At 53.0% G+C, this 22,992-nt stretch carries 19 protein-coding genes and 1 pseudogene; 8 read left to right on the plus strand and 12 right to left on the minus strand.

Annotation, left to right across the window (positions count from 1 at the left end; all coding sequences use genetic code 11):
* Window position 1: 1 nt before the first annotated feature.
* The gene (locus QJT81_21050) at window positions 2-2,911 is read right to left on the minus strand and encodes a molybdopterin oxidoreductase family protein (GenBank protein WGZ94233.1); all 2,910 of its coding nucleotides are present in this window, start codon (window positions 2,909-2,911) and stop codon (window positions 2-4) included.
* A gap of 219 nt (window positions 2,912-3,130) precedes the next feature.
* On the opposite strand from QJT81_21050, the gene QJT81_21055 reads away from it, so the two are divergent.
* The gene (locus QJT81_21055) at window positions 3,131-3,352 is read left to right on the plus strand and encodes a phosphate-starvation-inducible PsiE family protein (protein ID WGZ96523.1); all 222 of its coding nucleotides are present in this window, start codon (window positions 3,131-3,133) and stop codon (window positions 3,350-3,352) included.
* Window positions 3,353-3,375: 23 nt separating this feature from the next.
* On the opposite strand, the gene QJT81_21060 is transcribed toward QJT81_21055, so the two are convergent.
* Both QJT81_21060 and QJT81_21065 read right to left on the minus strand, forming a co-directional pair.
* The gene (locus tag QJT81_21060) at window positions 3,376-4,809 is read right to left on the minus strand and encodes a Fic family protein (protein ID WGZ94234.1); all 1,434 of its coding nucleotides are present in this window, start codon (window positions 4,807-4,809) and stop codon (window positions 3,376-3,378) included.
* Window positions 4,810-4,812: 3 nt separating this feature from the next.
* Window positions 4,813-5,031: a PQQ-dependent sugar dehydrogenase gene (locus QJT81_21065; protein WGZ94235.1), complete on the minus strand. Its 219-nt coding sequence runs from the start codon at window positions 5,029-5,031 to the stop codon at window positions 4,813-4,815.
* 172 nt (window positions 5,032-5,203) lie between these two features.
* Between QJT81_21065 and QJT81_21070 the strand changes: the two genes are divergently transcribed.
* Window positions 5,204-6,436, plus strand: coding sequence for an RNA-guided endonuclease TnpB family protein (locus QJT81_21070; GenBank protein ID WGZ94236.1), 1,233 nt, complete (start codon window positions 5,204-5,206; stop codon window positions 6,434-6,436).
* Window positions 6,437-6,552: 116 nt separating this feature from the next.
* Here QJT81_21070 and QJT81_21075 read toward each other — a convergent pair whose 3' ends face one another.
* Window positions 6,553-6,732 carry a PQQ-dependent sugar dehydrogenase gene (locus tag QJT81_21075; protein WGZ94237.1) on the minus strand — a complete coding sequence of 60 codons (180 nt, stop codon included), beginning with the start codon at window positions 6,730-6,732 and terminating at the stop codon, window positions 6,553-6,555.
* Window positions 6,722-7,036 (minus strand): hypothetical protein, encoded by a 315-nt coding sequence (locus QJT81_21080; GenBank protein ID WGZ94238.1) that lies wholly within the window; start codon window positions 7,034-7,036, stop codon window positions 6,722-6,724. Before QJT81_21080 ends, QJT81_21075 begins: the two co-directional genes overlap by 11 nt.
* Before the next feature lie 398 nt (window positions 7,037-7,434).
* Between QJT81_21080 and QJT81_21085 the strand changes: the two genes are divergently transcribed.
* Entirely contained in the window at window positions 7,435-8,490 is a 1,056-nt protein-coding gene (locus QJT81_21085; protein WGZ94239.1) for a transposase, read from the plus strand.
* 229 nt (window positions 8,491-8,719) lie between these two features.
* Here the strand turns inward: QJT81_21085 and QJT81_21090 are convergent, their stop codons facing one another.
* Window positions 8,720-9,715, minus strand: a complete 996-nt coding sequence (locus QJT81_21090) for an IS30 family transposase (GenBank protein ID WGZ94240.1) — start codon at window positions 9,713-9,715, stop codon at window positions 8,720-8,722.
* Between the two features lie 103 nt (window positions 9,716-9,818).
* On the opposite strand from QJT81_21090, the gene QJT81_21095 reads away from it, so the two are divergent.
* Window positions 9,819-10,058, plus strand: a complete 240-nt coding sequence (locus QJT81_21095) for a hypothetical protein (protein WGZ94241.1) — start codon at window positions 9,819-9,821, stop codon at window positions 10,056-10,058.
* Window positions 10,059-10,482: 424 nt separating this feature from the next.
* On the opposite strand, the pseudogene QJT81_21100 reads toward QJT81_21095, so the two are convergent.
* Window positions 10,483-11,807: pseudogene (locus QJT81_21100) on the minus strand (UPF0236 family protein).
* A gap of 103 nt (window positions 11,808-11,910) precedes the next feature.
* Here QJT81_21100 and QJT81_21105 point away from each other — a divergent pair.
* Window positions 11,911-12,258, plus strand: a complete 348-nt coding sequence (locus QJT81_21105; GenBank protein ID WGZ94242.1) for a CBS domain-containing protein — start codon at window positions 11,911-11,913, stop codon at window positions 12,256-12,258.
* A 4-nt stretch (window positions 12,259-12,262) separates the two neighbouring features.
* On the opposite strand, the gene QJT81_21110 is transcribed toward QJT81_21105, so the two are convergent.
* From QJT81_21110 to QJT81_21125, 4 genes are read right to left on the minus strand one after another with little or no spacing between them, the layout of a single operon-like run.
* Window positions 12,263-12,826: a rhomboid family intramembrane serine protease gene (locus QJT81_21110; protein ID WGZ94243.1), complete on the minus strand. Its 564-nt coding sequence runs from the start codon at window positions 12,824-12,826 to the stop codon at window positions 12,263-12,265.
* Entirely contained in the window at window positions 12,823-13,395 is a 573-nt protein-coding gene (locus QJT81_21115; GenBank protein ID WGZ94244.1) for a DUF1415 domain-containing protein, read from the minus strand. Before QJT81_21115 ends, QJT81_21110 begins: the two co-directional genes overlap by 4 nt.
* A gap of 3 nt (window positions 13,396-13,398) precedes the next feature.
* On the minus strand, window positions 13,399-13,836 hold the full coding sequence (locus QJT81_21120; GenBank protein WGZ94245.1) for an FKBP-type peptidyl-prolyl cis-trans isomerase: 438 nt from the start codon (window positions 13,834-13,836) through the stop codon (window positions 13,399-13,401).
* 43 nt (window positions 13,837-13,879) lie between these two features.
* Entirely contained in the window at window positions 13,880-14,218 is a 339-nt protein-coding gene (locus QJT81_21125; protein ID WGZ94246.1) for a hypothetical protein, read from the minus strand.
* Between the two features lie 118 nt (window positions 14,219-14,336).
* Between QJT81_21125 and purD the strand changes: the two genes are divergently transcribed.
* The 3 genes from purD (at window position 14,337) to QJT81_21140 (ending at window position 19,446) form a co-directional block, all read left to right on the plus strand.
* Window positions 14,337-15,620 (plus strand): phosphoribosylamine--glycine ligase, encoded by a 1,284-nt coding sequence (gene purD / locus QJT81_21130; GenBank protein ID WGZ94247.1) that lies wholly within the window; start codon window positions 14,337-14,339, stop codon window positions 15,618-15,620.
* Window positions 15,621-15,748: 128 nt separating this feature from the next.
* A complete protein-coding gene (locus QJT81_21135; protein ID WGZ94248.1) occupies window positions 15,749-18,223 on the plus strand; it encodes a DNA topoisomerase I in 2,475 nt (824 codons plus the stop codon).
* Between the two features lie 77 nt (window positions 18,224-18,300).
* Complete coding sequence (locus tag QJT81_21140; GenBank protein ID WGZ94249.1) at window positions 18,301-19,446, plus strand: GNAT family N-acetyltransferase; 1,146 nt, start codon at window positions 18,301-18,303, stop codon at window positions 19,444-19,446.
* Here QJT81_21140 and QJT81_21145 read toward each other — a convergent pair.
* Window positions 19,443-22,898, minus strand: coding sequence for a hypothetical protein (locus tag QJT81_21145; protein ID WGZ94250.1), 3,456 nt, complete (start codon window positions 22,896-22,898; stop codon window positions 19,443-19,445). The genes QJT81_21140 and QJT81_21145 overlap by 4 nt on opposite strands.
* Window positions 22,899-22,992 lie beyond the last annotated feature (94 nt).

Below are 22,992 nucleotides of genomic sequence, written 5' to 3' on the forward strand. Positions count from 1 at the left end.
CTTACTTACCCCCTTTGAACATGTTCTTGAATTTGCCAGAACCACCCACGAAGGTCAGCCACTTGCCCACAGGCTTCGCCATGCCGGGGTAACGCGGCTGAGTCGGGAATTGCGGGAAAGTCGAACCTTGGTCTTTCTTATCCGCTTTGTAGACTTTGACGCGCACATCGAACCACGCCGCCTGCCCGGTGATCGGGTCAGAGTTGGAGAGATGTTCGCCTTCCGCCTGATTCGGCAGCTCTTCGCCGATAATGTGATTCAGCAAGAAACCACGGGTGCATTCGTTGGCATCTTTTTCCAGACCCCACGCGCCGGAGGCTTTACCAATTGCGTTCCACGTCCACACCGTGTTCGGCTCGACCGATTGCGAGTAACGCGCTTCGCAACGCACCCGCCCGTGGGTGGATTCCACCCAAATCCAATCCCCGTCTTCAAAGCCGTACTTTTCGCCGACGCTGGGGTGCATGTGCAAATAGTTGTGCGCGTGAATCTGGCGCAACCACGCATTCTGCGAATCCCACGAGTGATACATCGCCATCGGGCGCTGCGTCAACGCACTCAGCGGGAAATCCTGCTTATTGATCATCTCGTTTTCGAGCGGCTCATGGTAAAACGGCAGCGCATCGAAGAAACGTTCCACCCGTTTACGCAACCGTTCCGGCGGCTGCTTGCCGTGCGAAATGCCTTGCGCGGCGCGGCGGAATTTGTGCAGCACCTCGGAATACAGGTGAATATTGATCGGTTCAGCGTGGCGCACCATACCGTTCTCTTTCGCCCATTGCAGATAGCCCGCGTTCCAGTTCCGCATGTACTGGTACGACTTCGGCATCACGGTATGGTGCATACAATTGTTCTTGGCGTACTGTTCCCACTGATTAGGGTTCGGTTCGCCACGCATGGTTTTTTGACCATTCTGCCCACGCCAGCCGCTCAAAAAGCCAATGCCAGACCCCGGTGCAGTTTCAAAATTGACAATGAAATCAGGGTAATCTTTGAACTTACGCTTGCCCTTCGCATCGGTGAACGCGGGGAAGCCCAAGCGTGAACCCAGCTCAATCAACACTTCTTGGAACGGCTTGCACTGCCCTGTTGGTGGCAAAATCGGAATCCGCACGGAATCGACTGGGCCGTCGTATTCGGAAATCGGACGATCCAACATCGACATCACATCGTAACGCTCTAGGTACGTGGTATCCGGCAGAATCAAATCCGCAAACGCTGTCATTTCGGAATGGAACGCATCGCACACCACGAGGAACGGGATTTTGTACTCGCCGTTCTCATCCTTGTCCTTGAGCATGTCGCGCACGGAGGTGGTGTTCATCGACGAGTTCCATGCCATATTCGCCATGAAAATCAGCAAGGTGTCGAGTTTGTACGGGTCGCCGCGCCACGCGTTGGTAATGACGTTGTGCATCAAACCGTGTACCGACAGCGGGTATTCCCACGAGAAACCTTTGTCGATCCGCACCGGCTCGCCCTTGTCATCGACGAACAAATCATCCGGGTCAGCAGGCCAGCCCAACGGCATCCCATCCAGCGGGGTATTCGGCTTGACCGCATCCGGCGACGTACCCGTTTTCGGGCAAGGCGGAATCGGGCGCGGATACGGCGCTTTGTGGCGGAAACCACCGGGGCGGTCAATCGTGCCCAGCAACGCCATCAGAATACTGAGGGCGCGAATGCTTTGGAAACCGTTGGAATGCGCCGCCAAACCGCGCATCGCATGGAACGCCACCGGATTACCGGTCACGTGATCGTGCTCATTGCCCCACACGTCTGTCCACGCAATCGGCAATTCGATTTTCTGGTCACGCGCCGTAATCCCCATCTCATGCGCCAAGCGCTTGATGGTTGCCGCTGGAATGCCAGTAATGTCTTCCGCCCATTCCGCCGTGTACGATTCGACCCGTTCGCGCAGCAATTGGAACGCGGGTTTGACCGGCGTACCGTCTTTCAGCTTGAATTCGCCGGTCAAAAACGGGTCAGCGCCGGGGGTATGCGTCGAAATCGGCTTGTTCAGGTCACGATCCCACCACAGCTTGTTTTGCGGGTCGAAACAGCCTTCTTCGGGCGGTACTTCAAAGCGCAGGAACATGCCGTATTCGCGGTTGTTCGGGTCAAGGTTGACCAGTTCGGGGCCATTGGTGTAATTCACCACGAAGTCGCGGTCATACAAACCTTGCTCGATAATTTCGCGGGTAATCGCTAACAGCAACGCGCCGTCTGTGCCGGGGCGGATCGGAATCCACTCATCTGCCACCGCTGCATAGCCTGTGCGCACGGGGTTGATCGCAATCATGCGTCCGCCGTTGCGTTTAAACTCTGCCAGCTCGATTTTCAGCGGGTTGGAATGGTGATCTTCCGCCGTGCCGATCATCACGAACAATTTCGCGTGGTGCAGGTCGGGGCCGCCGAATTCCCAGAACGAACCGCCGATGGTGTAGATCATGCCTGCCGCCATATTGACGGAGCAGAAACCACCGTGTGCCGCGTAGTTCGGCGTGCCGAATTGCTTGGCGAACAAGCCGGTGAGGGCTTGCATCTGGTCACGTCCGGTGAACAGCCCGAATTTTTTCGGGTCAGTGGCGCGGATGTGGCGCAGGCGGGTTTCGAGGGTGTCAAAAGCTTCTTCCCACGTAATCGCTTCAAATTGCCCTTCGCCACGGGTCGCGTTGGCTTTGCGGCGCAACGGCGTGGTCAGGCGGGCAGGCGAGTACTGCTTCATAATGCCGGATGAACCCTTGGCACAAATCACGCCCTTATTGAGCGGGTGATCAGGGTTGCCCTCAATGTATTTCACCTCACCGTTTTTGAGGTGGACATTGATGCCGCAGCGGCAAGCACACATGTAGCAGGTGGTGCTTTTGATTTCGGTTGCTTGGTTTACTTGGTTTGTTTGGGTAGTCATATCAGTACGTAACTAAATAATGAATTACTGAAATACAGCGTTACGCCGATAGTGCTTGAGATAGATCAAGGAATCAATAATAAAGATTATTTATATCAATAGATTTTTTCTATGAAAAGATAGAGTCACCCACAAGGGATAGTTGTGCTTTAATCCTAACTATCACTGAGGAGGTAGCACCATGCAAAGAATATGTAACGCAGGCCATTTTTGGAAAAAGTGGGAGATTTAGCGGTAGAGGCATTCCACGTTCTGGGTTTGTTCGTGATCGGCGGCACGATTGTGTGGTCGGCGGCGCACGCTTACTTGGTGGATATTATGCAGAAGCCCTACGCCAGTCTGGATGACATCCTGTTGCTCTTCATCTATCTGGAATTGGGGGCAATGGTCGGTATCTTCTTCCGTACCCATCGGCTGCCCGTCATTTTAAAGATTTCGTGATCACTTCCGGTTCATTCCGACCATTAGCGTGAGCGTATTGTCTTCTGCCACTGCTCCAGTTCCTGCCGTGAAAATCCCATGCCCGCGATATTATGCGGGGCTAGGTGTTCAAGGTCGTAGCGCAAGTCTGCCATGAATTTTTCCTGGTGAATCGCGGGTACAAGTGCCGCAACCTGTTGCTGAATATAACGTTCCAGTGTTTCACCATGCAGTGTGTGCTGCACAATGTCCCTGATCACCCCCCGCCGTGTTTGCCGGTATTGCACCCGCAGCGGATCAATGCCTATCGCTTCAGCGGTGACGCTGTACAGTTGGCAGGAACGCAAATACGACCAGACATACAACTCAGCCAGCGGGCGGGTTTCATGCTGTTCATAAGTCACCAGCACTGCCGAAGCGTAATCATCCTTGTCGATGTCGTTAAAAGAAAGCGGCACAAGATTATGTCGCACCAGAGGGATATTGCACGCCAGCCGTGCGGTGCGTTTATTGACATCAATAAAGGCTTGTAAGTAAGCAATGTGTACCAGCAGAAAAAAGCTTTGCTCAAACGGGTCATGGATGAGCTGGGCTTTATCTGCAATACGGGTAAGCTGTGCTTCCAGCCGTTCGCGGTTATCCATCGGCATATACGTGCTGGAGGCAATCCGCACGCTATCACTGCGTATTTGCCCCGCCGCACCCGCAACAACCAACCCGTCAGCCAGTAAATAGTGCAAGGAGCGGATATTATCCGTGCTGATTTCCATACGGTTGATGCCCTCCACCAGAAAACGGATGGCATCCTTATGGTTCAGCAACATGATTTTTTCTTCATCCAGCTTATTGTCAGCTTCAAGCCCTTCCAGCAGCAGCTTTTGGGTATCCAGTAGCGAGTAGGTGTTGCCTTCCAAACGTGATGAGTTATAGGACAGGTCGATCAGCATACGGGTGAAAATGCGCTGTGCATAAGTGCCCGCCGGTAATTCGTCAGTGATTTTTCTACCCTGTTGCATCAGGCGTTGGCGTTGTCCAACATCCAGATAAAAGGTTTCATTCGGTTGGTAAGCATCAAACCACTTGGTGTCATAGGTACACGGCGAGCGGGTCATCAATGGCTGGCGGATACGCTCAATAAAAGGCAATGCCACTGCTGAAAACAACAGGTGTGCGCTGGTTGCGGGCGGCAAGAGTGAACGTTGCGTCGGCAAGAAATAACGACGACCCCGTTTTTGACCGGAAGTTTGCACTTCGCCTGTTGCGACCCATTGTGCCAACCAGCGGTGTAATGTCCGCTCTGGTATGCCGTTCAGTTTGGCCTTAATGTCAGACAAGGCGGCGGGTTCGCCTAATTCACGTAGCACTTGCAGAATGAGATCTTTGTGATTGCTGAGGTTATCCGCCATTTTATCCGCCACTTTTGGCTGTAAAACCTCAATATCCGCCACATATCCGCCAAAAGTCAAGTTATCCGCCACCGGTCAGGCGGAATTCACCGATGGTATCCTACGGCGAAGGCTCCAACCGATACAACGCCCCGTCGCTCCATCCGTCAGCACATACAAATACCCATCCGGCGCTTGCTGAATATCCCGAATTCGCCCGATGTCGTCTTCCAGCAAACGCTCCTCATCCACATAGCGATTCCCATCCAACCTAAGGCGCGAAATCAATGCAAACTTGAGGGCGCTGACCAGCAAATTACCTTGCCAGCTGGGGTTTGAAACAGTTACCATAAAATCTATCTAAATCTATTCAAACTTTATCATTTTGGTTAGGTTTATAAAAGCGTAGTGCCGTTTATCCGTAAAAGATAGCAGCAAAAGCACGGATGACTAGACAACTATCACACCGTGCTGCATTCTGTTTGCCATGATCATCAGCCACAAAATCCGCCTCGACCCCAACCATAAGCAAGCGACGTACTTGGCGAAAGCCGCAGGCACAGCGCGGTTTGCCTACAATTGGGCATTAGCGGAATGGCAAACCCAATACACGGCATGGAAGGAAGACAACACTCAGCCAAAACCCAACCAAATGCGCTTGCGCCGCCAATTGAACGCCATCAAACGCGAACAATTCCCCTGGATGCTGGAAGTCACCAAAAACGCCCCACAAATGGCGATTATCCAACTCGGCGCAGCTTTCAAGAACTTCTTTGCGGGGCGAGCCAAGTACCCGCAATTCAAAAAGAAAGGTAAAAGCCGCGACAGTTTCACCCTCACCAACGACCAGTTCAGCCTTGACGGTTGCCGCATCCGCATTCCCAACCTTGGGGTAGTACGGATGCGGGAAACGTTACGCTTTTCCGGTAAAATTCTCTCTGCCACGATTTCCCGCACCGCTGACCAGTGGTTCGCCAGCATCACCGTGGACACCACCTCAAACCACCTCCCGCCTGCCAAAAACCAAGGCACGGTAGGGGTGGATTTGGGCGTATCTGCACTGGCAACCCTATCAACGGGGGAAAAAGTGGTTGGGGCGAAGCCGCATAAAGCCTTGCTTTCCCGCCTAAAACGGCTCTCGCGCAGCCTGTCCCGCAAGGTCAAAAGCAGTGCCAACCGCCACAAGGCAAAACAAAAACTGGCAAAACTTCACGCACGTATCGCCAATATCCGCCAAGACAGTTTGCACCAACTCACTACGGATTTAACCCGCCGTTTTCACACCATCGGCATTGAAGATTTGAACGTGTCGGGTATGGTGAAAAACCGTCATTTATCCCGTGCCATCAGTGATATGGGGTTTTTCGAGTTTCGCCGTCAACTGGAATACAAGGCGGGAATGCGGGGTGCGGTGGTCGTGGGGGCTGATCGGTTTTTTGCCTCCAGCAAAACCTGTTCTGCTGCTGGCTGTGGGCATAAAGTGGAGAAGCTGCCACTGTCGGTACGTGAATGGACTTGCCCCGTTTGCGGTGCAGTCCATGACCGTGACGTAAATGCCGCCAAGAATTTAGAAGAATATGCTTCGGCTACGCTCAGCAACCACGCCGTGAGTTACACGGTGTCTGCCTGTGGAGGGGAAGGCTCTGGTCTTGGGCGCAAGCCGAAGACGAAACCAGCCCCCGTGAAGCAGGAATTCAACACCATGACTACTTTTAGTTAGCTATAGGTAGATTTGGGTAGGTTTGAAATAACGGTATTTGTCACCGGTGTAAAACGTCACCCTTGCTCAGCAATCGCAGGCAAACCGCTCACCGGCTTGGGCAATAAGGTGTTTCCCTAAATACGCCGCAATTTGCCCGCCCGTTCACTGACCAACACCTCGCCATCGGGCAGAAACACCATGCCCCACGGATGCTCCAGCTCATCAACTTGTTTAACAGCAGTAACGGCATTTACAGGGAATGCCGTTACCAACAGTAATGACAGGAAAAACGCAAGCGCTAACTTAACGTTCACCTTTCGCCGTGTAATACAAACTTGCATAAGGCGCAAACAAGCGTTCATTATCCAGCCTCATTTCAATAGGCAAACCTTGGAAGTTTACCCAACCATCCAAATCAGCACTGTATGGCGTTTTGTCGACTTTGCCATCATTATTCAAATCAAGCTCTTCACCTTCCGTATTTTTACGCACCAAGCCCACAAAACCATCCCACATATTGCGCACATTGGTGTAACCCGCCTCTGCCAGTAAATTGCTTGCACCAATACTGCGGCTACCGGTACGGCATACCGTCACGATTAAACTGTCTTTCGGCAAACCCAAGGCATCCACCGCTTTGACGAATTCAGCATTCGGCTGGGCGATGTATTCGCCGAGCGTTTTTTTTTACGTTTTACGGTAAGACCGACTACACTCTTTAAAAAGAGCGTGACAAACACAATAAGACGGGAGGATGTGTGGAGATTATCCAGGAAAACCGGGAAGTTGCCATTCAAACGCAGCTTGGGAAGGATGTACTGGTGTTGCGTAGCCTTACCTTGAAGGAGGAGTTAGGGCGGCTGTTTACTATTCATGTCGAAGTACTCAGTTTAAAAGGAGCCACTTGCAAAATTACATTTTCAGCGTGAACCTTCCTTCATCTGAAGGAAAAAAGAAGTGTGGGCTGCCGTTTTCGGCGATAATAGAAGCATCAAAACAACCATTAAGCCCACGCTATGAATTCTACCGAACGCGCCCTGATTGCACAACGCTGGAGTTTGCTGCAAATTGAAATACTGCCTTGCTTCAATGATGCCTTTGGCACATTGACCCCCAAGCTTGAAAAGCTCATTCACGTACTGGAGCTGACGCGCATTGAAGATTTTGTGCGCTCTTTTCGTGATGGGTCTGGACGGCCAGCGACGGAGCGATCTTGGTTTGCCAATGCTTTTGTCGCCAAAAGCGTGCTCAATATTGTCAATACGCGAGCACTCATTGACCGGCTGCAAAACGATCGCTCCCTGCGACGCATCTGCGGGTTTCCCCTGACCAAGAAACTGCCTTCCGAATCCACCTTTTCACGTGCCTTCGCTGAATTTGCTGAACAGCGTTTAGCGGAACGTGTGCATGAAACGTTGGTGAAAACGTATTTGGGCGATGCGCTGATCGGCCACCTGTGTCGGGATTCAACAGCCATTGAGGCACGTGAACGGCCTGTTGCCGAGGAAAAGCCAAAGAAAAAACAAGGGCAAACACGGATTCAGCGCCAACGGGAACAGTCACTTCAGCAAGCACTCGATGAGATACCGGTTCAGTGTAACCGGGGGACGAAGAAGAATGCCCAAGGCTACAAGCACAGTTGGAACGGCTACAAACTGCATATCGATACCGCCGATTGTGGTGTCCCGATAGCAGCCATTCTGTCTTCCGCCTCCTTTCACGACAGCGGGGCAGCCATCCCACTCTCTCAAATCAGTGCCCAACGTGTCACCAGTCTCTACGACCTGATGGATGCGGCCTATTGCAGTGCTGATTTGCACGAATACAGCCGTCATCTGGGGCATGTCCCTCTGATTGATCACAATCCTCGCGGCGGACAGAAAGAAGCGTTTGAACCTGCTGATGCCGAGCGTTACAAAATTCGCAGCACCGTAGAACGAACCAATGCCCGCCTGAAGGATGAATTTGGTGGTCGGAATGTGTGGGTGCAAGGTGCGCAAAAAGTTTACAGCCACTTGATGTTTGGGATTTTGGTGTTGAGTGCTGATCAACTGATGCGTGTCTTGTTATAAAGCGACTGGGTTTGAAAAAACACGGGAAGACTGACTGAAAAACAGGAGCAGTCGCATCGGTATGGGTGAAATTTAGCAAAAGTTACGGTAAAACTGAAAAAGCTCAGGTTTCGTTGGTCAAATTGAGTAAAAAATCGGCTGAATATGCGGCGTTCGGTCAATGCTGAAAATTGAGCAACTCAGTTTGTCGGATTTTGCAAGTCGCTCAGCAGAAAAGAGGGAGGTGAATTCAAGTAATAAGTGCATAACCCACCAACTTTTCGGCCTCTATGCCGGATAGTTCTCGGAACACCTCGTAAGGTGTCTTGAACCCCAGACACTTCCTTGGTCTGTTGTTGAGTTTATGTACAGCCTCCAGTACCTGTCGGGTGGTCACGTCCAATAGCCCCATTGCTTTAGGGAAGTATTGGCGTAACAGCCCATTGGCGTTCTCATTTTGCCCACGCTCCCACGAATGGTAGGGCTTGGCGAAATACGTTTCGCACCCAATGGCTTGGGCAACTTGCTCATGTTTGGCAAACTCTTTGCCGTTGTCGAAGGTGAGCGTGTGCACCCAATCCTTGAAGCTGTCCAGCAAGGTGATAATGCTGCTGGTTACGGCTTCTGCGGTCTTGTTTGCCACTGGAAAAGCTAGGCGTAGCTTGGATTTGCGTTCATCCAGTGTCACCAGTGCGCCTTGGTGTCCCTTGCCGATCATGGTGTCGGCTTCCCAGTCACCGAGCCGTTCACGCTGGTTGGCTACCGCTGGGCGTTCGTCAATGTCCACTCGGTTGGGGATGCCTTTGACGCTGCCCGTTTTACTGCCGTAACGCTGGCGGTATTTCTTCGTATGGCGGCGCAGGTTCAGGTACAGCTTGCCGCCCGCACGCTTGTCCCTGAGTACATGCTGGTAGATGGCTTCATGGCAAATAGTCGTTTTGCCTTCCGCTTTCAGTCGACCGCTGATCTGCTCAGGACTCCATTGTTGTTCCAGCAGCGTATCAATGCTGACCGCCAGTTCCGGGGTCAACTTGACCGCTTTGGGCTTGTCCGCATGGCGTTGTTGCGCTTTGGTGTGCGCTTGCTTGTGCCGATAGCCGCGTTGCCCTCGGTTGCGGGTCAGTTCACGACTGATCGTCGATTGACTGCGCCCCAAGGTTAACGCGATTGTTGCCGTCGATTCCTTCATCTTGTGCCGGGTTTCGATATAATGCCTCTCCTCAGAGGTAAGGTGTGTGTAAGCCATGAAGCTCTCCTGTCAGTGGTTTTTCGGGATGCTTTTTACCACATTTTGCCTCTGACCTGATAAGGAAAATCGCATCCCGTCTTGATTAACAGGCTATGCACTTATGATACGAATTCGCCCATCACTGTTGAGATCGGAACCGCAGCCTGAAGATAATTGGACGGGATACGTCGGATTTATTCACGATGTACTTTATAAAAATTATTTGAAAGATCATGCTGCACCAGAAGAGTGCGAATATTATTTGTGTGGGCCACCGATGATGAATGCCGCTGTCGTCAGAATGTTATTGGATATTGGCGTAGAGCGCGAAAACATTTTGTTGGATGATTTTGGCGGTTAATGCTATTTACTGAATAGCATTAGTGTGAGTTAAGTTGTTGATTGGTATGTAAAGAGCGGGGTGGACATCCACCCCGAACCGCTAGGAGGAAATGGGTTAGTTGCCTAACCCAAGGTAATAGTAGCGTAAAATTCGCGAACGTGAAATGTTTTTGCGGTGCAGCATGATAATATTCGGAATTACTAAGATTAACGGTAAGTAATTATGAAAATTTTCCTATTAACGTTTCTTATTTTTGGATTGGCAATTATTGGTTTGGCTTTGGGCTGGATATTTTAAAATCTTGAATAAGCTGGAGGAGTCCATCATGGCGGATGTTTCATTGTCGGTGCGTCATTACATGTCAAACCGCCTCGCGACCTTGTATGAAAAGCAGGATATTCGTGAAGCCGTGAAGGGGGTGTGAACAAAAGTGCGGTAAACCTCATGCCGCCTCAGCGGTGTTTCGCCAATAATGCTTCCATTGCTGGTTTCCCCGCATGACCCTCAACGCCAACATATCCGCCGCATTATCACTTTTCCACCATGCCCCCGATTTTTTTAAGCGTTGCTGGATGATGTAACGGTGTGCACTTTCTATTTCGCCCGACCCCACGGGCAATCCGAGGGATTTTGCTGTCGGGTAATCCAGTTGCTCAATGCGGTTGCTCAGGTAACGGTGACAAGCTCGTACTGGGGCGTTACTGTCTTCTACCGTTTCTGCTTCGAGGAAAGGTTTCAGTGTGTCGATGACCGCTTGAGCTTGACCATCCTGTAGGGCTTTTTTCTGTTTGGCAAACCATTTATCCTTGTCCTTGAGGCATGAACAGCTTGCGGATGCTGCTGATAGGTATTCACAAACATGATAAAAATCAATCAGGTAATGTCCTTGTGTGCCAAATTGTTCATCCACTTGACGGTTGATCCAGCTTGCCCCATCACCCACCGCATGGAGGAACGTGCTTTTTCCAAATCCAGCACGGCAGGCGGTGTCGAATAAGATTTTTCCAGCATCTTCTACCGTGCCACCGAATATTGCGCCAAACGTTGGCGTAGCACTGCCTTTGGCGTGGGCAAGACACAGGCGGGCTTCTTTCCAGCTTTCCTTTTTGCCTTTGCGCTTGTCGGGGGCTGTTTCGTCAATCTCGACGATGGGGATCATGCTGCCGTCCATTTCGGCAATGACATAGGCTTTTCCCAACGTGCTTGGATAGTCTTTTATCAACACTTGGGATTCATGGATGCGTTTGGCGTGACCTTCGGTGATGTGTCGGATGCTGCTGGATGCCAGCCGTATCCCGTAATGTTCTTCTAATTTATCAGGCACTTGAGCAAATGAACAGTCCGCCCCAAAGTCCGTCACCGCCCGTTGCAGCGGGAGCGAACAGCCTCGGCAAACAACCTCGGCACTCTGGCTAAAGGGGCGGACACGCTTGCCGGGAATCCGGTAGACCGGTTCGCTTATGTGGATTTTTCCGTAGGTCGTGTGCCAATGACAGTTTTTTTTCCACTCTTTACATACTTCCCAATGCCTTCTTCACAGGCTGGGGCTGTGCATTTTTCTACACGTTTGTTTGCCCATGCAGTGATCGCATCATTTCCCATTTGGCGCAGTTCTTCTATCACCCGCTGTTCGGCGTCTGCTGCTTTGATAATGTCATCACCGGCATTTTCAACCACCTCGATTAGCCCTTCCATCCGAGCTTTTAATGCGGGGTTGCGGTTCAAGGCTTCTAAAAGTTTTTGGTCGCGGGAGCTAACTGTCAACATGGGAAAGTCCTTTTTCTCTGGTTTTAGGGGATGCCATCTTAGTCTACAGGACACCGCACTTTTGTTCACACCCTGCCATCTTAGTCTACAGGACACCGCACTTTTGTTCACACCCGCCGTGAAGGTGTTTACCGAGCGCAATCTGTTCGGTGGTGCGGTGCTGGATAACTTGGGCAATCTGATCGGCATTTTGTCGGTCACTGACTGCATTGATGTGGCATTGCGTTCTGGCTACCATTCCGGCTGGCGCGGTACGGTGGGTGAACGGATGTCACGGGATGTGCGCACCGTGGATGCGGAAGACAGCATTCTCGATGTGGCAAAAATGTTCATGGATGACCATTACCGCCGTTACCCGGTGGTGGATGATAACCGCGTGGTGGGCGTGATCACGCGCTTGGATGTGCTGAAAGCCCTACGCACCATTGGTGATTCGGGCTTTCCGGTGTAAGCACCTAGGCGGCTGGGGTTTTGCGCACCAATAACCATGCCACCAAGCCGCCCGCGATACCACCAAGTAAATGCCCATCCCACGATACGCCGGATTGCCAAGGCAAGATGCCCGTGAGCAAGGTCGTACCGTAAGTAAAGGCCACAAAGACGCTGACAAGCAGCGGCACTACACGCCGTTCCAATGCGCCAGATACGATTAAAAACACCGCTAACCCAAACACCAGCCCGCTTGCGCCAATGTGCAGCGAATGCCCGCGCCCAAACAGCCACAACAATACCCCGCCCACGACCGCCACCAATGCCACTGCCGCACGTGAATCGGTGCGCGAACCCGCGAGTAAGGTCAGCAATACCGCCAGCGGCACGGTGTTGTTCAGCAAATGCGTGAAGTTGGAATGCAGAAACGGCATGGTGACAATGCCGATCAAGCCGCCAAAATCACGCGGAATCAGCCCCAAGCGTTCCAGTGGCAGGATGCGATCCAACAGAAATACGCCCCACATGGTGGCGAGAAACAGGAGAACCAGCGGTAATTCTTCGCGGATACGGTGGATGTGGCTTTTCATTCAGGCTCTTTTTTGGTTTGCAGACAGGTTTCCAACACCTGACGGTGGTGTGCCGTTCCCAGCGCGTTCATGGTTTCAATATTGCGTTCAGGAATGGCATCGACATCAGGATAACTGTCAACGGCTTGCGCCAGGCTGTCTTCGCGGATTAAGTGCAGCATTGGCCAGGGTGAGCGGTTGGTGTAGTTTTCTGCGTCGTTCGGGCGCGTGCCGTCAAACTGGTAATCAGGGTGGAAGCTGGCGACCTGAAATTCACCTTCAAAGCCGCCGTCTTCCAGCAGTGCGTCGACCAGATCGAGGAAGTCGTTGTAATCGAGGAAATCCTCCAGCGTGCCGGGGTGAATCAACAAGGTGGTTTCGACTTCACTCACCGGTGTGGCGCGGAGTTGTTCGAGTTCGTATTGCAAGTCTTCCAGCAAAAATTCAGGGCGGGCGGAATCAGTCACTACGTAGCGGATTTGCCCGCCTTTGAACGGCTTGTGCGCAAACGGACACAGGTTGTGCTTGAGGACAACGTTTTCCAGCCAGCAACGGGTTTGGGCGATGTAAGTGGCGTTAGAATGTTTCATGGCTTAGGCTTCCAAAATGTCGAGGATTTCCAGTTCAAAGGTGATGTTATGCCCAGCCAGTGGATGGTTGAAATCGACGACCACACTGTCAGCAAGGATGTCGCGCACCTTGCCGGGGATTTCTTGCCCTGACGGTAGCGCAAAGCTGATGATTTGCCCGACGTTTAGTTGCCAATCGGCGGGGAATTCATCGCGTGCCAAGGTTTGGATGGCATCAGGGTCGGGATACCCAAAGGCTTGATCCGCCATAATAATCAGGCGGATGGGTTCGCCTTGTGGCAGACCGATCAGGGCGTTTTCGATATTGGGGTGAAGCTCGCCTTGACCCAGTTGCAAGATGTCACCGGCGGGGTCTTCGCTGGCTTCTACCTGGTGTCCGTCGGCGAGGAATAGTTGGTAAAGCCAGCGGATGCGGCTATTGGCTTCTACGGTTTTACTCATGGTGATGGCGCTTACTGCTGGGAAAACACTGAGGATACCAGAGCTATCCAGCAAGCGGCATCAGATAGCGTACATTCACGTAACAAGGGGTGTGAATGGTGTCGCGTGGGTAGACGTGCAGCCAGTACTCTTCACCGTGTTGCTCCATACTTCCCTGTAGTGATACTAGATTGACCTGTTGATGCTTGCGCAGGGGCGTGACGACCGGAGAACCTGCATCGGCTAGTTGGTGACAGGTAACGGAATCCGTGTCTGTTTGCACGGCATAGACGGTAGCAACTATCCGTGTGATGGGTAATGTTATGGTTGCTGTATGTATTTTCTGCCCACACCCGCTGAGTAATGCAGCGATGAGCAGACCTCCATAATAATAATGCTTCATACCCGGATATTCCTTTATTCTCGGCCTCAACTTGAGTGATTAAACGCATGAACGCTTGAAACGGCTACCTAATCCCGCTTTAATGGTGCGTTTTTCAGGATGCAACGGGAGTAACGCAATGAAAGTACTGGTAGTAGGCGGCGGCGGGCGTGAACATGCGCTGGCATGGAAGATTGCACAATCCGGGCGGGTAAGCGAGGTGCTGGTTGCTCCCGGTAATGCGGGTACGGCGTTGGAGCCGAACATGCGCAATGTACCGATTGCGGCGGAAGACGTGGATGCCTTGTTGCAATACGCGCAAACCCACTCTATTGATTTAACTGTTGTTGGCCCTGAAGCACCGTTGTCAAAAGGCATTGTGGATAAATTCCGTGCAGCAGGTTTGCGTTGTTTTGGCCCGACCCAGCAAGCGGCGCAATTGGAATCGTCGAAAGCCTTTGCCAAGGATTTTCTGGCGCGGCATCACATTGCCACTGCCGAATACGCGAATTTTACCGAGATTGAACCGGCGATTGCCTACATCCGCAAAATGGGTGCGCCGATTGTGGTGAAAGCGGACGGCTTGGCGGCGGGCAAGGGCGTGATTCTGGCGCAAACTGAGGACGAGGCGATTGCAGCAGTGCAGGATATGTTGGCAGGCAATGCCTTTGGTGCGGCGGGTAGTCGCGTGGTGATCGAGGAGTTTTTGCTGGGCGAAGAGGCCAGTTTCATCGTGATGGTGGATGGCGAACACGTGCTGGCAATGGCAAGTTCACAAGACCACAAAGCCCGCGACAACGGCGATAAAGGCCCGAATACTGGCGGTATGGGTGCGTATTCCCCCGCGCCCGTTGTTACCCCAGCGATGCACGAGCGCATTATGCAGGAAGTGATTTATCCCACCGTGCGCGGCATGGCGGCGGATGGCATTCCCTACACCGGCTTTTTGTACGCGGGTGTGATGATTAATGCGCAAGGTGTGCCGAAAGTGCTGGAATTCAATTGTCGCTTTGGCGACCCCGAAACCCAGCCGATTATGGTGCGCTTGCAGTCCGATTTCGTCGGTTTGCTGGAAGCCGCGTTGGAGGGGCGCTTGGATAAAGTGACCGCTGAGTGGGATAGCCGTGCCTCATTGGGCGTGGTGCTGGCGGCAGGCGGCTACCCGGATGCTTATGCAAAAGGCGCGGTGATTCATGGTTTGGATAATGCCGCAATGCTTGAGGGTAAAATCTTTCATGCCGGAACCGCCGTTCAGGATGGCAAGGTTGTCACCCAAGGCGGGCGTGTCTTGTGTGCCGTGGGCTTAGGCAACTCTGTCACCGAAGCGCAGGCAGCGGCTTATCAGCTAGTGCAGGCCATCACTTGGCAGGACGTGTATTACCGTACCGATATTGGGCATCGGGCGGTGGTAAGGGAGGTTTGAGGGGGGACAGATTCCCACTGATTTCACTTAGATTGCTTGCAAAACTTTACTTTCCCCCCGGTTACAAGCATAAAATGCCGCCTTGTGACTAATTGAAACACGGGCAGTAGCGCCTTGAAGCATAAAAAATGAGCGAAAATCTAGTAATCGTCGAATCTCCGGCGAAGGGTAAAACCATCCAAAAGTACTTGGGGAGCGGGTTTGAAGTGCTGGCCTCTTACGGTCATGTGCGTGACTTGATCCCCAAGGAGGGCGCTGTCGACCCCGACAACGGTTACGCGATGCGTTATGAAATCATCGACCGCAACCAAAAGCATGTCGATGCGATTGCGCGGGCGCTCAAAAAGGCTGACAACCTGTATCTCGCGACTGACCCGGATCGTGAAGGCGAAGCCATTTCCTGGCATTTATACGAATTGCTGAACGAACGCGGTGCACTCAAAGGCAAAAATGTGCAGCGCGTGGTCTTTCACGAAATTACCAAACACGCGGTGCAAGAGGCTGTTGCCAACCCGCGCGACCTTGCCTACGATTTGGTGGATGCGCAGCAAGCCCGTCGTGCCTTGGATTATCTGGTCGGTTTCAACCTCTCCCCCTTGCTGTGGCGTAAGATCAAGCCCAGCCTTTCGGCTGGGCGGGTGCAAAGCCCGGCATTGCGCCTGATTGTCGAGCGAGAGGAAGAGATCGAACGTTTCGTCCGCCAAGAATACTGGACGATGACCGCGCAAAATGAAAAAGACGCTCAAGCTTTCAGTGCACGATTGCACACGCTTGATAGCCACAAACTCGATCAATTTGATATTAATAATGAGGCGCGAGCTAGCGAAGTACGTCAGCACTTACTGCAAGTAGCCAACGGCAAATTGTTAGTCAGCAAAGTCGACAAAAAGCAACGCAAGCGTTACCCCGCGCCGCCGTTCACCACCTCTACCTTACAGCAAGAAGCGGTGCGCAAACTCAAGTTTTCCACGCAACGCGCCATGCGGGTTGCCCAGCAATTATACGAAGGGATTGACCTCGGTAACGGCCCGGTGGGGTTAATTACCTATATGCGTACCGACTCGGTGACATTGGCAAATGAAGCGCTGGCTGAATTGCGCGGCTTGATCGAACAGCGTTACGGTCAGGACAAATTGCCGGAAACCCCCAACTTCTATAAAAACAAATCCAAAAATGCGCAGGAAGCGCACGAAGCAGTACGCCCGACCTCCGCACACCGCACGCCAGAACAGGTCAAAAGCCACCTTAACGAAGAACAGTTCAGGCTGTATGAGTTGATCTGGAAACGCACCGTGGCGTGCCAAATGATCTACGCCACCCTGGATACCGTATCGGCGGATTTGAACGCAGAAACGGGCAGTTTCTTCCGGGCGTCCGGTTCCACCATTCGTGATCCCGGTTTCCTCATGGTGTACGAAGAGGGCTTGGATGATCGCGCCAGCGAAAAGGAAAGCCCACTACCGCCGTTGGAAGAAGGTGAAAGCATCACGTTGCACGACATTGCAGCAGAACAGCATTTCACCGAGCCACCGCCGCGCTATTCCGAAGCCTCGCTGGTCAAAGCCTTGGAAGAATATGGCATTGGGCGACCGTCAACCTACGCCAGCATTATTTCGACCCTATTGGCACGTGAATACGTCGAGCTGGACAATCGCCGTTTCACGCCGACGGATATTGGGCGCATCGTGATCCGGTTTTTGACGGAACATTTCACCCAATACGTGGATTACGATTTCACCGCCAACCTTGAAAATGAATTGGATGAAATTTCACGCGGTGAAAAAGCGTGGGTTCCGGTCATGGATGCCTTCTGGCAGCCGTTTCACCAGCTCGTTGATGAAAAAATGGAAAGTGTCAACCGTAGCGATGTGCTCCAGTCCCGTGAGTTAGGTATCGACCCGACCAGTGGCAGACCGGTATCGGTACGTTTGGGGCGTTTCGGGCCGATGGTGCAGATCGGTACGAAGGATGATGAGGAAAAGCCGGTATTCGCGGGGTTACGCCCCGGTATGAAGCTGGATACGGTCACACTGGAAGAAGCCCTCGAACTCTTCAAATTGCCGCGTCAATTAGGCGAAACCGAAGACGGCAAAGCCATCAGTGCCAATGTGGGGCGTTTTGGCCCTTATGTGAAATACGGCGACCAATTCGCTTCGCTAAAAAAAGAAGATGACCCGCACACCATTACGCTGGAACGGGCACTGGAGCTGATTGCCGAGAAAAAGGTCAAAGATGCCGAAAAAATTCTGGTGGACTTTGGCAACGGCGTGCAGATTCTCAAAGGGCGCTGGGGGCCGTACATCAACAAGGTTATCAAGCGTGTTAAAGTGCAGGCACGTCTGCCCAAAGACCGCGAACCGGACAGCATGACTTTGGAAGAATGCGAAGCCCTGATTGCGGTTGTTGCCGAGGCCAAGAGCGCCAAAAAAGGGGCGAAGAAGGCCGCAGCGGTAAAACCAGAAACTGAAGCGGCAGATAAGCCCGTTGCAGCAAAGGCCGAAAAACCTAAGCCGGTAACAGCTAAAGCCGCGCCCAAAAAAGCTAGCACAGCCAAAAAGCCAGCAGGAAAGAAAACCACGGCAAGCAAAAAGTCAGCGAGTTAAAGCATACTAACTGAAATCCGCCCCGGGCTGAGCAGGGAATTTGTCCGCCCTGCGTAAACCGGCTAGGATTGCTTGCCATGCAAATTAATATTCTCCCCAATCTTGATAGCGTTGCCGCTGAACAATGGAATGCCTTGGTGCAAGACGCTAACCCTTTTCTGCGTCATGAATTTCTTGCCGCGCTCGAACATCATGGTTGCCTGAACATTCCAGAGTTTGAATGGCTACCGCGCCACATCGTTGTCTATGAACAAGAGGTGTTGGTTGCTGCGATGCCCTTGTATGAGAAAAGCAATACTTACGGCGAATTTGTCTTCGACCATGCATGGGCGCGTGCCTATGAGCAGCACGGGCTGCGGTATTTTCCGAAACTGGTTTCTAGCATCCCCTACACTCCCGCTAGTGGGCAACGTTTGCTCGTAGCCACAGGGCGGGAGGCAGAATTATTGCCGGTACTGTTAGCGGCGGTGATGCAAGTGGCAGAAGCGTTGGAATCCAGCAGTTTCCACTGTTTGTTTCCACCTGCTGAACAGCTTGACTGGCTGGCACAACAGGGGCTAACCATTCGCCATGACTGCCAATTTCACTGGCGCAATGCGGATTACCAGAGCTTTGACGATTTCCTCGCCGTCCTCACTGCGAAAAAGCGTAAAAATATCAAGCAGGAACGTCGTAAGGTGGCGGATGCGGGGGTCACCTTACGGCAACTCAACGGTCACACTGCAACAGCGGAAGATTGGGAACGTTTTGCCTTTTTCTATCAACACACCTTTGAAAGCAAGTGGGGCATCCCGACCTTAAATGTTGGCTTTTTCCGCGAAGTGGCAACGGCCTTGGGCGAACAGGCGTTGCTGATTATGGCTGACAACCGTGAGGGCGAATGTATCGCTGGTTCGTTGATGTTTGCCAGTGCCACCCGGCTTTATGGGCGGCATTGGGGGTGTACACAGGAAATCGACAGCCTGCACTTTGAGGCGTGTTATTACCAAGGGATTGAGTATTGCATCCGGCACGGTTTACAGGTATTTGAGCCGGGTGCGCAAGGGGAACATAAGATTCCGCGTGGCTTTATTCCCACCCTGACACGTTCCGCGCATTGGCTGCGGGAACCGGTCTTTCGTGCGGCAGTGGAACGTCATGCGGCTTATGAGCGTGGTTCAGTGGCAGACTACATGCGTGCTGCCACTGAACATTTGCCGTATCGTATCGCCACAGAGACTTAGGCGTAGCGCCCCAGCAAATCCGCCCCTATCGTCCCCCGCAAGCTATCCAAATACGCAGCGGTACGAATCCGCGCCAACTTGTCCTGCGCCTGTTGCAACCTTCCGGCAATATCCAGCCGTTCCGCCACATCCTGATGGGTTTCCTTGGCGAGGAACGCTTGCAGATACGCGCAATGGCGTTCCCACAGTTCCGCATCGCGCTGCTGCTTGGTTTCCAACCGTTGCTGATACCAGTCGGATGCCAGCAACGCCTCGCGGGTAAACAATGCGCGAATCTCAGGATGATGCGCATCCTTCCCCTCGTACTGCCCCGTTGCCATGATATGCAGCAAGGCTTTCAGCGGCGGGCAAGCGTCTTCAATACTGCCGTCATCCAGATACGCCTGTGCCACCTGCTGCTGCGCTTCGACGATATTGTTCACGCCATCCACGAACACATCCATGCCCTGCGTTTCGGGTTTGAGGATGTCTTCGCCGAATACTACCGCCGGATTGTCGAAGATTTTGCCCATGAAGGTTGCCACAAAGCGGTCGGTAATCCGATACCCCAAGCGGCTGGCTTGCACCCATTGCCCGTGATGCTCGAAATCGCTCAACGCTTCCAGATAGCCGTGTTCAATCAAATACGCCGGATCGCGCTCGTTTTCGCGCAGCCGTGACCAAATTTCGGGAATCAGCAAACTGATGTCGTGATCCACCCGCAAATTCGCGCCGATATAGCCCGCCGCGCTGGAAAAGCCCGCGTAGCCGCTGATCATGAACGACACCAGCGCATTGTTCAGATCCGCCGTGGTGCGCAACGCATTGAACGGTGCTTTGGTCAACGCGCCTTCGCTGCCCGCGCCTGTGGTGGATGGCGATTTGCCGGTCACGCTACAGATGAAATCCATGAACAGTTCCGGCAATTCCTGATAATGGATCGGGTTGAATACTGCCAGCGGACGAATCCCCTTACCCGGCGGATTATTACGCCGCCCGGTCAGCACCGCATCCACGGGTGTCATCAGCGGCTGATCCAACGGCACACGTCGCAGGAAACGCGCCCCCATTTCCGCGATGTATTTGCGCATCGGCTGTTGCAAGTCAGGGCGGATTTGCAAATAACGCGGGTTCTCGCTGGGCTTGCCATTCACCAAACGCGGGTTGGCGGAAGACACCACGTATTCGCCGGATTCATGTGCGGCTTGCAGCAGATTCGCCATTGGCGCGGTGTATTTCTGAAACTCGACCACATCCTCGACGATTTCGGTGAGGTTATCGCCCTTGAGCGGCTCGAAATTAGCAATGAAGTTGCCCGGTTGCGCCATGTCGAATTCGGTTTGCTTGTCGAAACCGCGATGAATCGCTTCATCAGGGCGTTGAAACAGGCGATATTCGCAGTTTTTCACCAGTTTCACGCTGGGATTGGAGGATTTCGGCGACGTGTTGGGTAATGCTGCCGCGCTGACTACGACCGACGCGCTAATGTCGTCTTCCATCTGCACTTTTTCGGTGGCAATGAAATCCTGGCGGACTTTGTAGGTGCGCCAGTTGCCGCCATTCCCCAAACCGACCCGCAAATACGAAGCCACCAAATCACGTCCGTTGTGTTTAAGCGCGTTACCGGGCATTCCGTTAATCACGTCCACCGAGAAATGCTTGCGCCAATCCTTGCCCCATTCCGGTTTATACATGCGCTTGATGATGAAGGCTTGCGAGAGGATGCGGGCAGGAATAGTTGCCAGCCACGCATTGTAGGCATCGGTATGGCTGGGTGATGGCGTAAACAATTTAATCACTGAGCCGAGGCTGCGTTCTTCACTGAGCGGTTGACGGGAAGGGTCACGGTCTTCGTGCGAACATTCGGGCTTGAAACGGGTGCTGTAATCGTAGTCGAAAATTGCCGCGACTTGATCCATATCCGTCTCGAAATCTTGCACGAATACCGGGCCGTAAATCACCGCATCATTTAATGATTTGGAAATTTCCGACTTGCCACCGCCGGATACGGTGCAAGGCTTGTGGCAGAACGTACCTTCCGCATCCGTACCGATAATCCGCCAGCTTGGAGCAGACGGGTGTTTTTGCATTTCAGTCTTGTAGCCGTTGGGCTGCATGTAGACTTTGTTCGGGCGCAATTTAAGGCTGTGTTCGCCCGTGGCATTTTTCCAGCGGATGCTTTGAGTGCGCAAGTCCATGCGGATGTCGAGCGGCAAATAGATCAAATCGGGGAACTGCTTGTCGATGGCGTAGCCTTCGGGTTGCACATCCATCACGCTGCCGTATTGCGCCACCATGTTCTCGAAGGTGTAAATGTCCGGGCGTTTACGGGTGCGGCTATCCGTGCCGTATTCCTCTCCGTGGTTGCGGCGTTGGAACGCGAGTGCGCCGCCTGCGTGTTCTTCTTCAGCCAGCCCGAACAGGTTGGCGGAATAGCTGATCTGGGTTTTGACTTCTTTCTTGCAATAGCCGTAATAGTTGTCGGCGAGGATGGTCACAATCACGCCACGGGTATCGCGGGCAGTGACTTTAAAGGCGTTGCCGTCGTTGTAACGTTCGCCGTCTTCCTTCCAGCACATACCATCTTTGCGCTGGCGTTCCGTGGCTTGGTCGTAGTGTGGCAAACCCAGCTCCTGCTTGGTCAGGCGCGTGAGGTGCGGGGCAAGAATCACGCAGCCGGTATGCCCTGTCCAATGCTCCACATCCAACGCGGCATCGTGTTTGGGTAGGTAGGGGTTGCCTGCATTGCCGAAAATGCTTTCGACAAAATCGAGATTGCTGACCAGATTGCCGGGGGCAAAAAAGCGGATTTCCATGCTTTTTTCCGCTTCGCTACCGGGAATTTCGGGGCAGACCACTGGGCGTAGCAGCAGCGACACGAACAGGCGGGCTTTTTGTGCTTCGTTGGCAGTGAAAGGCAGTTCCAGCAATTCGTCGGGTGGGTTGAGGGCGGATTGCAACATCCGTGCATAGGCAAGGGTCGGCACGGCTTTCTTGTCACCGGGGATCGGCAAGCCGCCTTCGGCAATGTGGAACGAGCCTTTGGTGGTACGGCGGTCATTCGCCGGGTTGTGCAAAATGCCCTGTTTCACCCGGTAGCTGGATACGATGTCGGATTTGAATTCATCGCCGTCGGATGGCAAAGACAGTTCCCGCGCTACACCGTAGCGGTCGAGGACGATGCTGTTACCGGGCAAGCGGACTTTTTCCGCGCCACAATCAGCTAGGTAGCTGTCGAGGAAATCTTGAATACGCTGGTCGGCGGGGCAAAGATAGCCTGCCAACAAACGGTTTTTTTCGCGGTAACTGGCGAGTAAGTCGTCGGCGATGGAAAGGAATTCGTTGTCTCCGGCATGGGAGGCGGGTTGCCCAGTGGAGGAGAGTTTGAGGTTGATGTAAAGCTGTAGGCGGCGGCGCTCGGCATCAGTGTCTGGGCGTGACTTACCCAAACCCAAGGATTGTTCCATGTTCATGTGGGGCGGCTCTCGTTGGTGTGCTAACGGTGGGTGGTTTTGGGGCAGAGATTACCGACAAGCGGTGCAAAACTCCATATCCCACTTGCACGGG

It is taken from the genome of Candidatus Thiothrix putei (assembly GCA_029972225.1).
Classification (GTDB): domain Bacteria; phylum Pseudomonadota; class Gammaproteobacteria; order Thiotrichales; family Thiotrichaceae; genus Thiothrix; species Thiothrix putei.

Coding starts and splice junctions, on each gene's coding strand:
- QJT81_21050 (WGZ94233.1), bottom strand. CDS start 2,911: ATGACTACCCAAACAAACCAAGTAAACCAAGCAACCGAAATCAAAAGC.
- QJT81_21070 (WGZ94236.1), top strand. CDS start 5,204: ATGATCATCAGCCACAAAATCCGCCTCGACCCCAACCATAAGCAAGCG.
- QJT81_21085 (WGZ94239.1), top strand. CDS start 7,435: ATGAATTCTACCGAACGCGCCCTGATTGCACAACGCTGGAGTTTGCTG.
- QJT81_21090 (WGZ94240.1), bottom strand. CDS start 9,715: ATGGCTTACACACACCTTACCTCTGAGGAGAGGCATTATATCGAAACC.
- QJT81_21095 (WGZ94241.1), top strand. CDS start 9,819: ATGATACGAATTCGCCCATCACTGTTGAGATCGGAACCGCAGCCTGAA.
- QJT81_21110 (WGZ94243.1), bottom strand. CDS start 12,826: ATGAAAAGCCACATCCACCGTATCCGCGAAGAATTACCGCTGGTTCTC.
- QJT81_21115 (WGZ94244.1), bottom strand. CDS start 13,395: ATGAAACATTCTAACGCCACTTACATCGCCCAAACCCGTTGCTGGCTG.
- QJT81_21120 (WGZ94245.1), bottom strand. CDS start 13,836: ATGAGTAAAACCGTAGAAGCCAATAGCCGCATCCGCTGGCTTTACCAA.
- QJT81_21125 (WGZ94246.1), bottom strand. CDS start 14,218: ATGAAGCATTATTATTATGGAGGTCTGCTCATCGCTGCATTACTCAGC.
- purD (WGZ94247.1), top strand. CDS start 14,337: ATGAAAGTACTGGTAGTAGGCGGCGGCGGGCGTGAACATGCGCTGGCA.
- QJT81_21135 (WGZ94248.1), top strand. CDS start 15,749: ATGAGCGAAAATCTAGTAATCGTCGAATCTCCGGCGAAGGGTAAAACC.
- QJT81_21140 (WGZ94249.1), top strand. CDS start 18,301: ATGCAAATTAATATTCTCCCCAATCTTGATAGCGTTGCCGCTGAACAA.
- QJT81_21145 (WGZ94250.1), bottom strand. CDS start 22,898: ATGAACATGGAACAATCCTTGGGTTTGGGTAAGTCACGCCCAGACACT.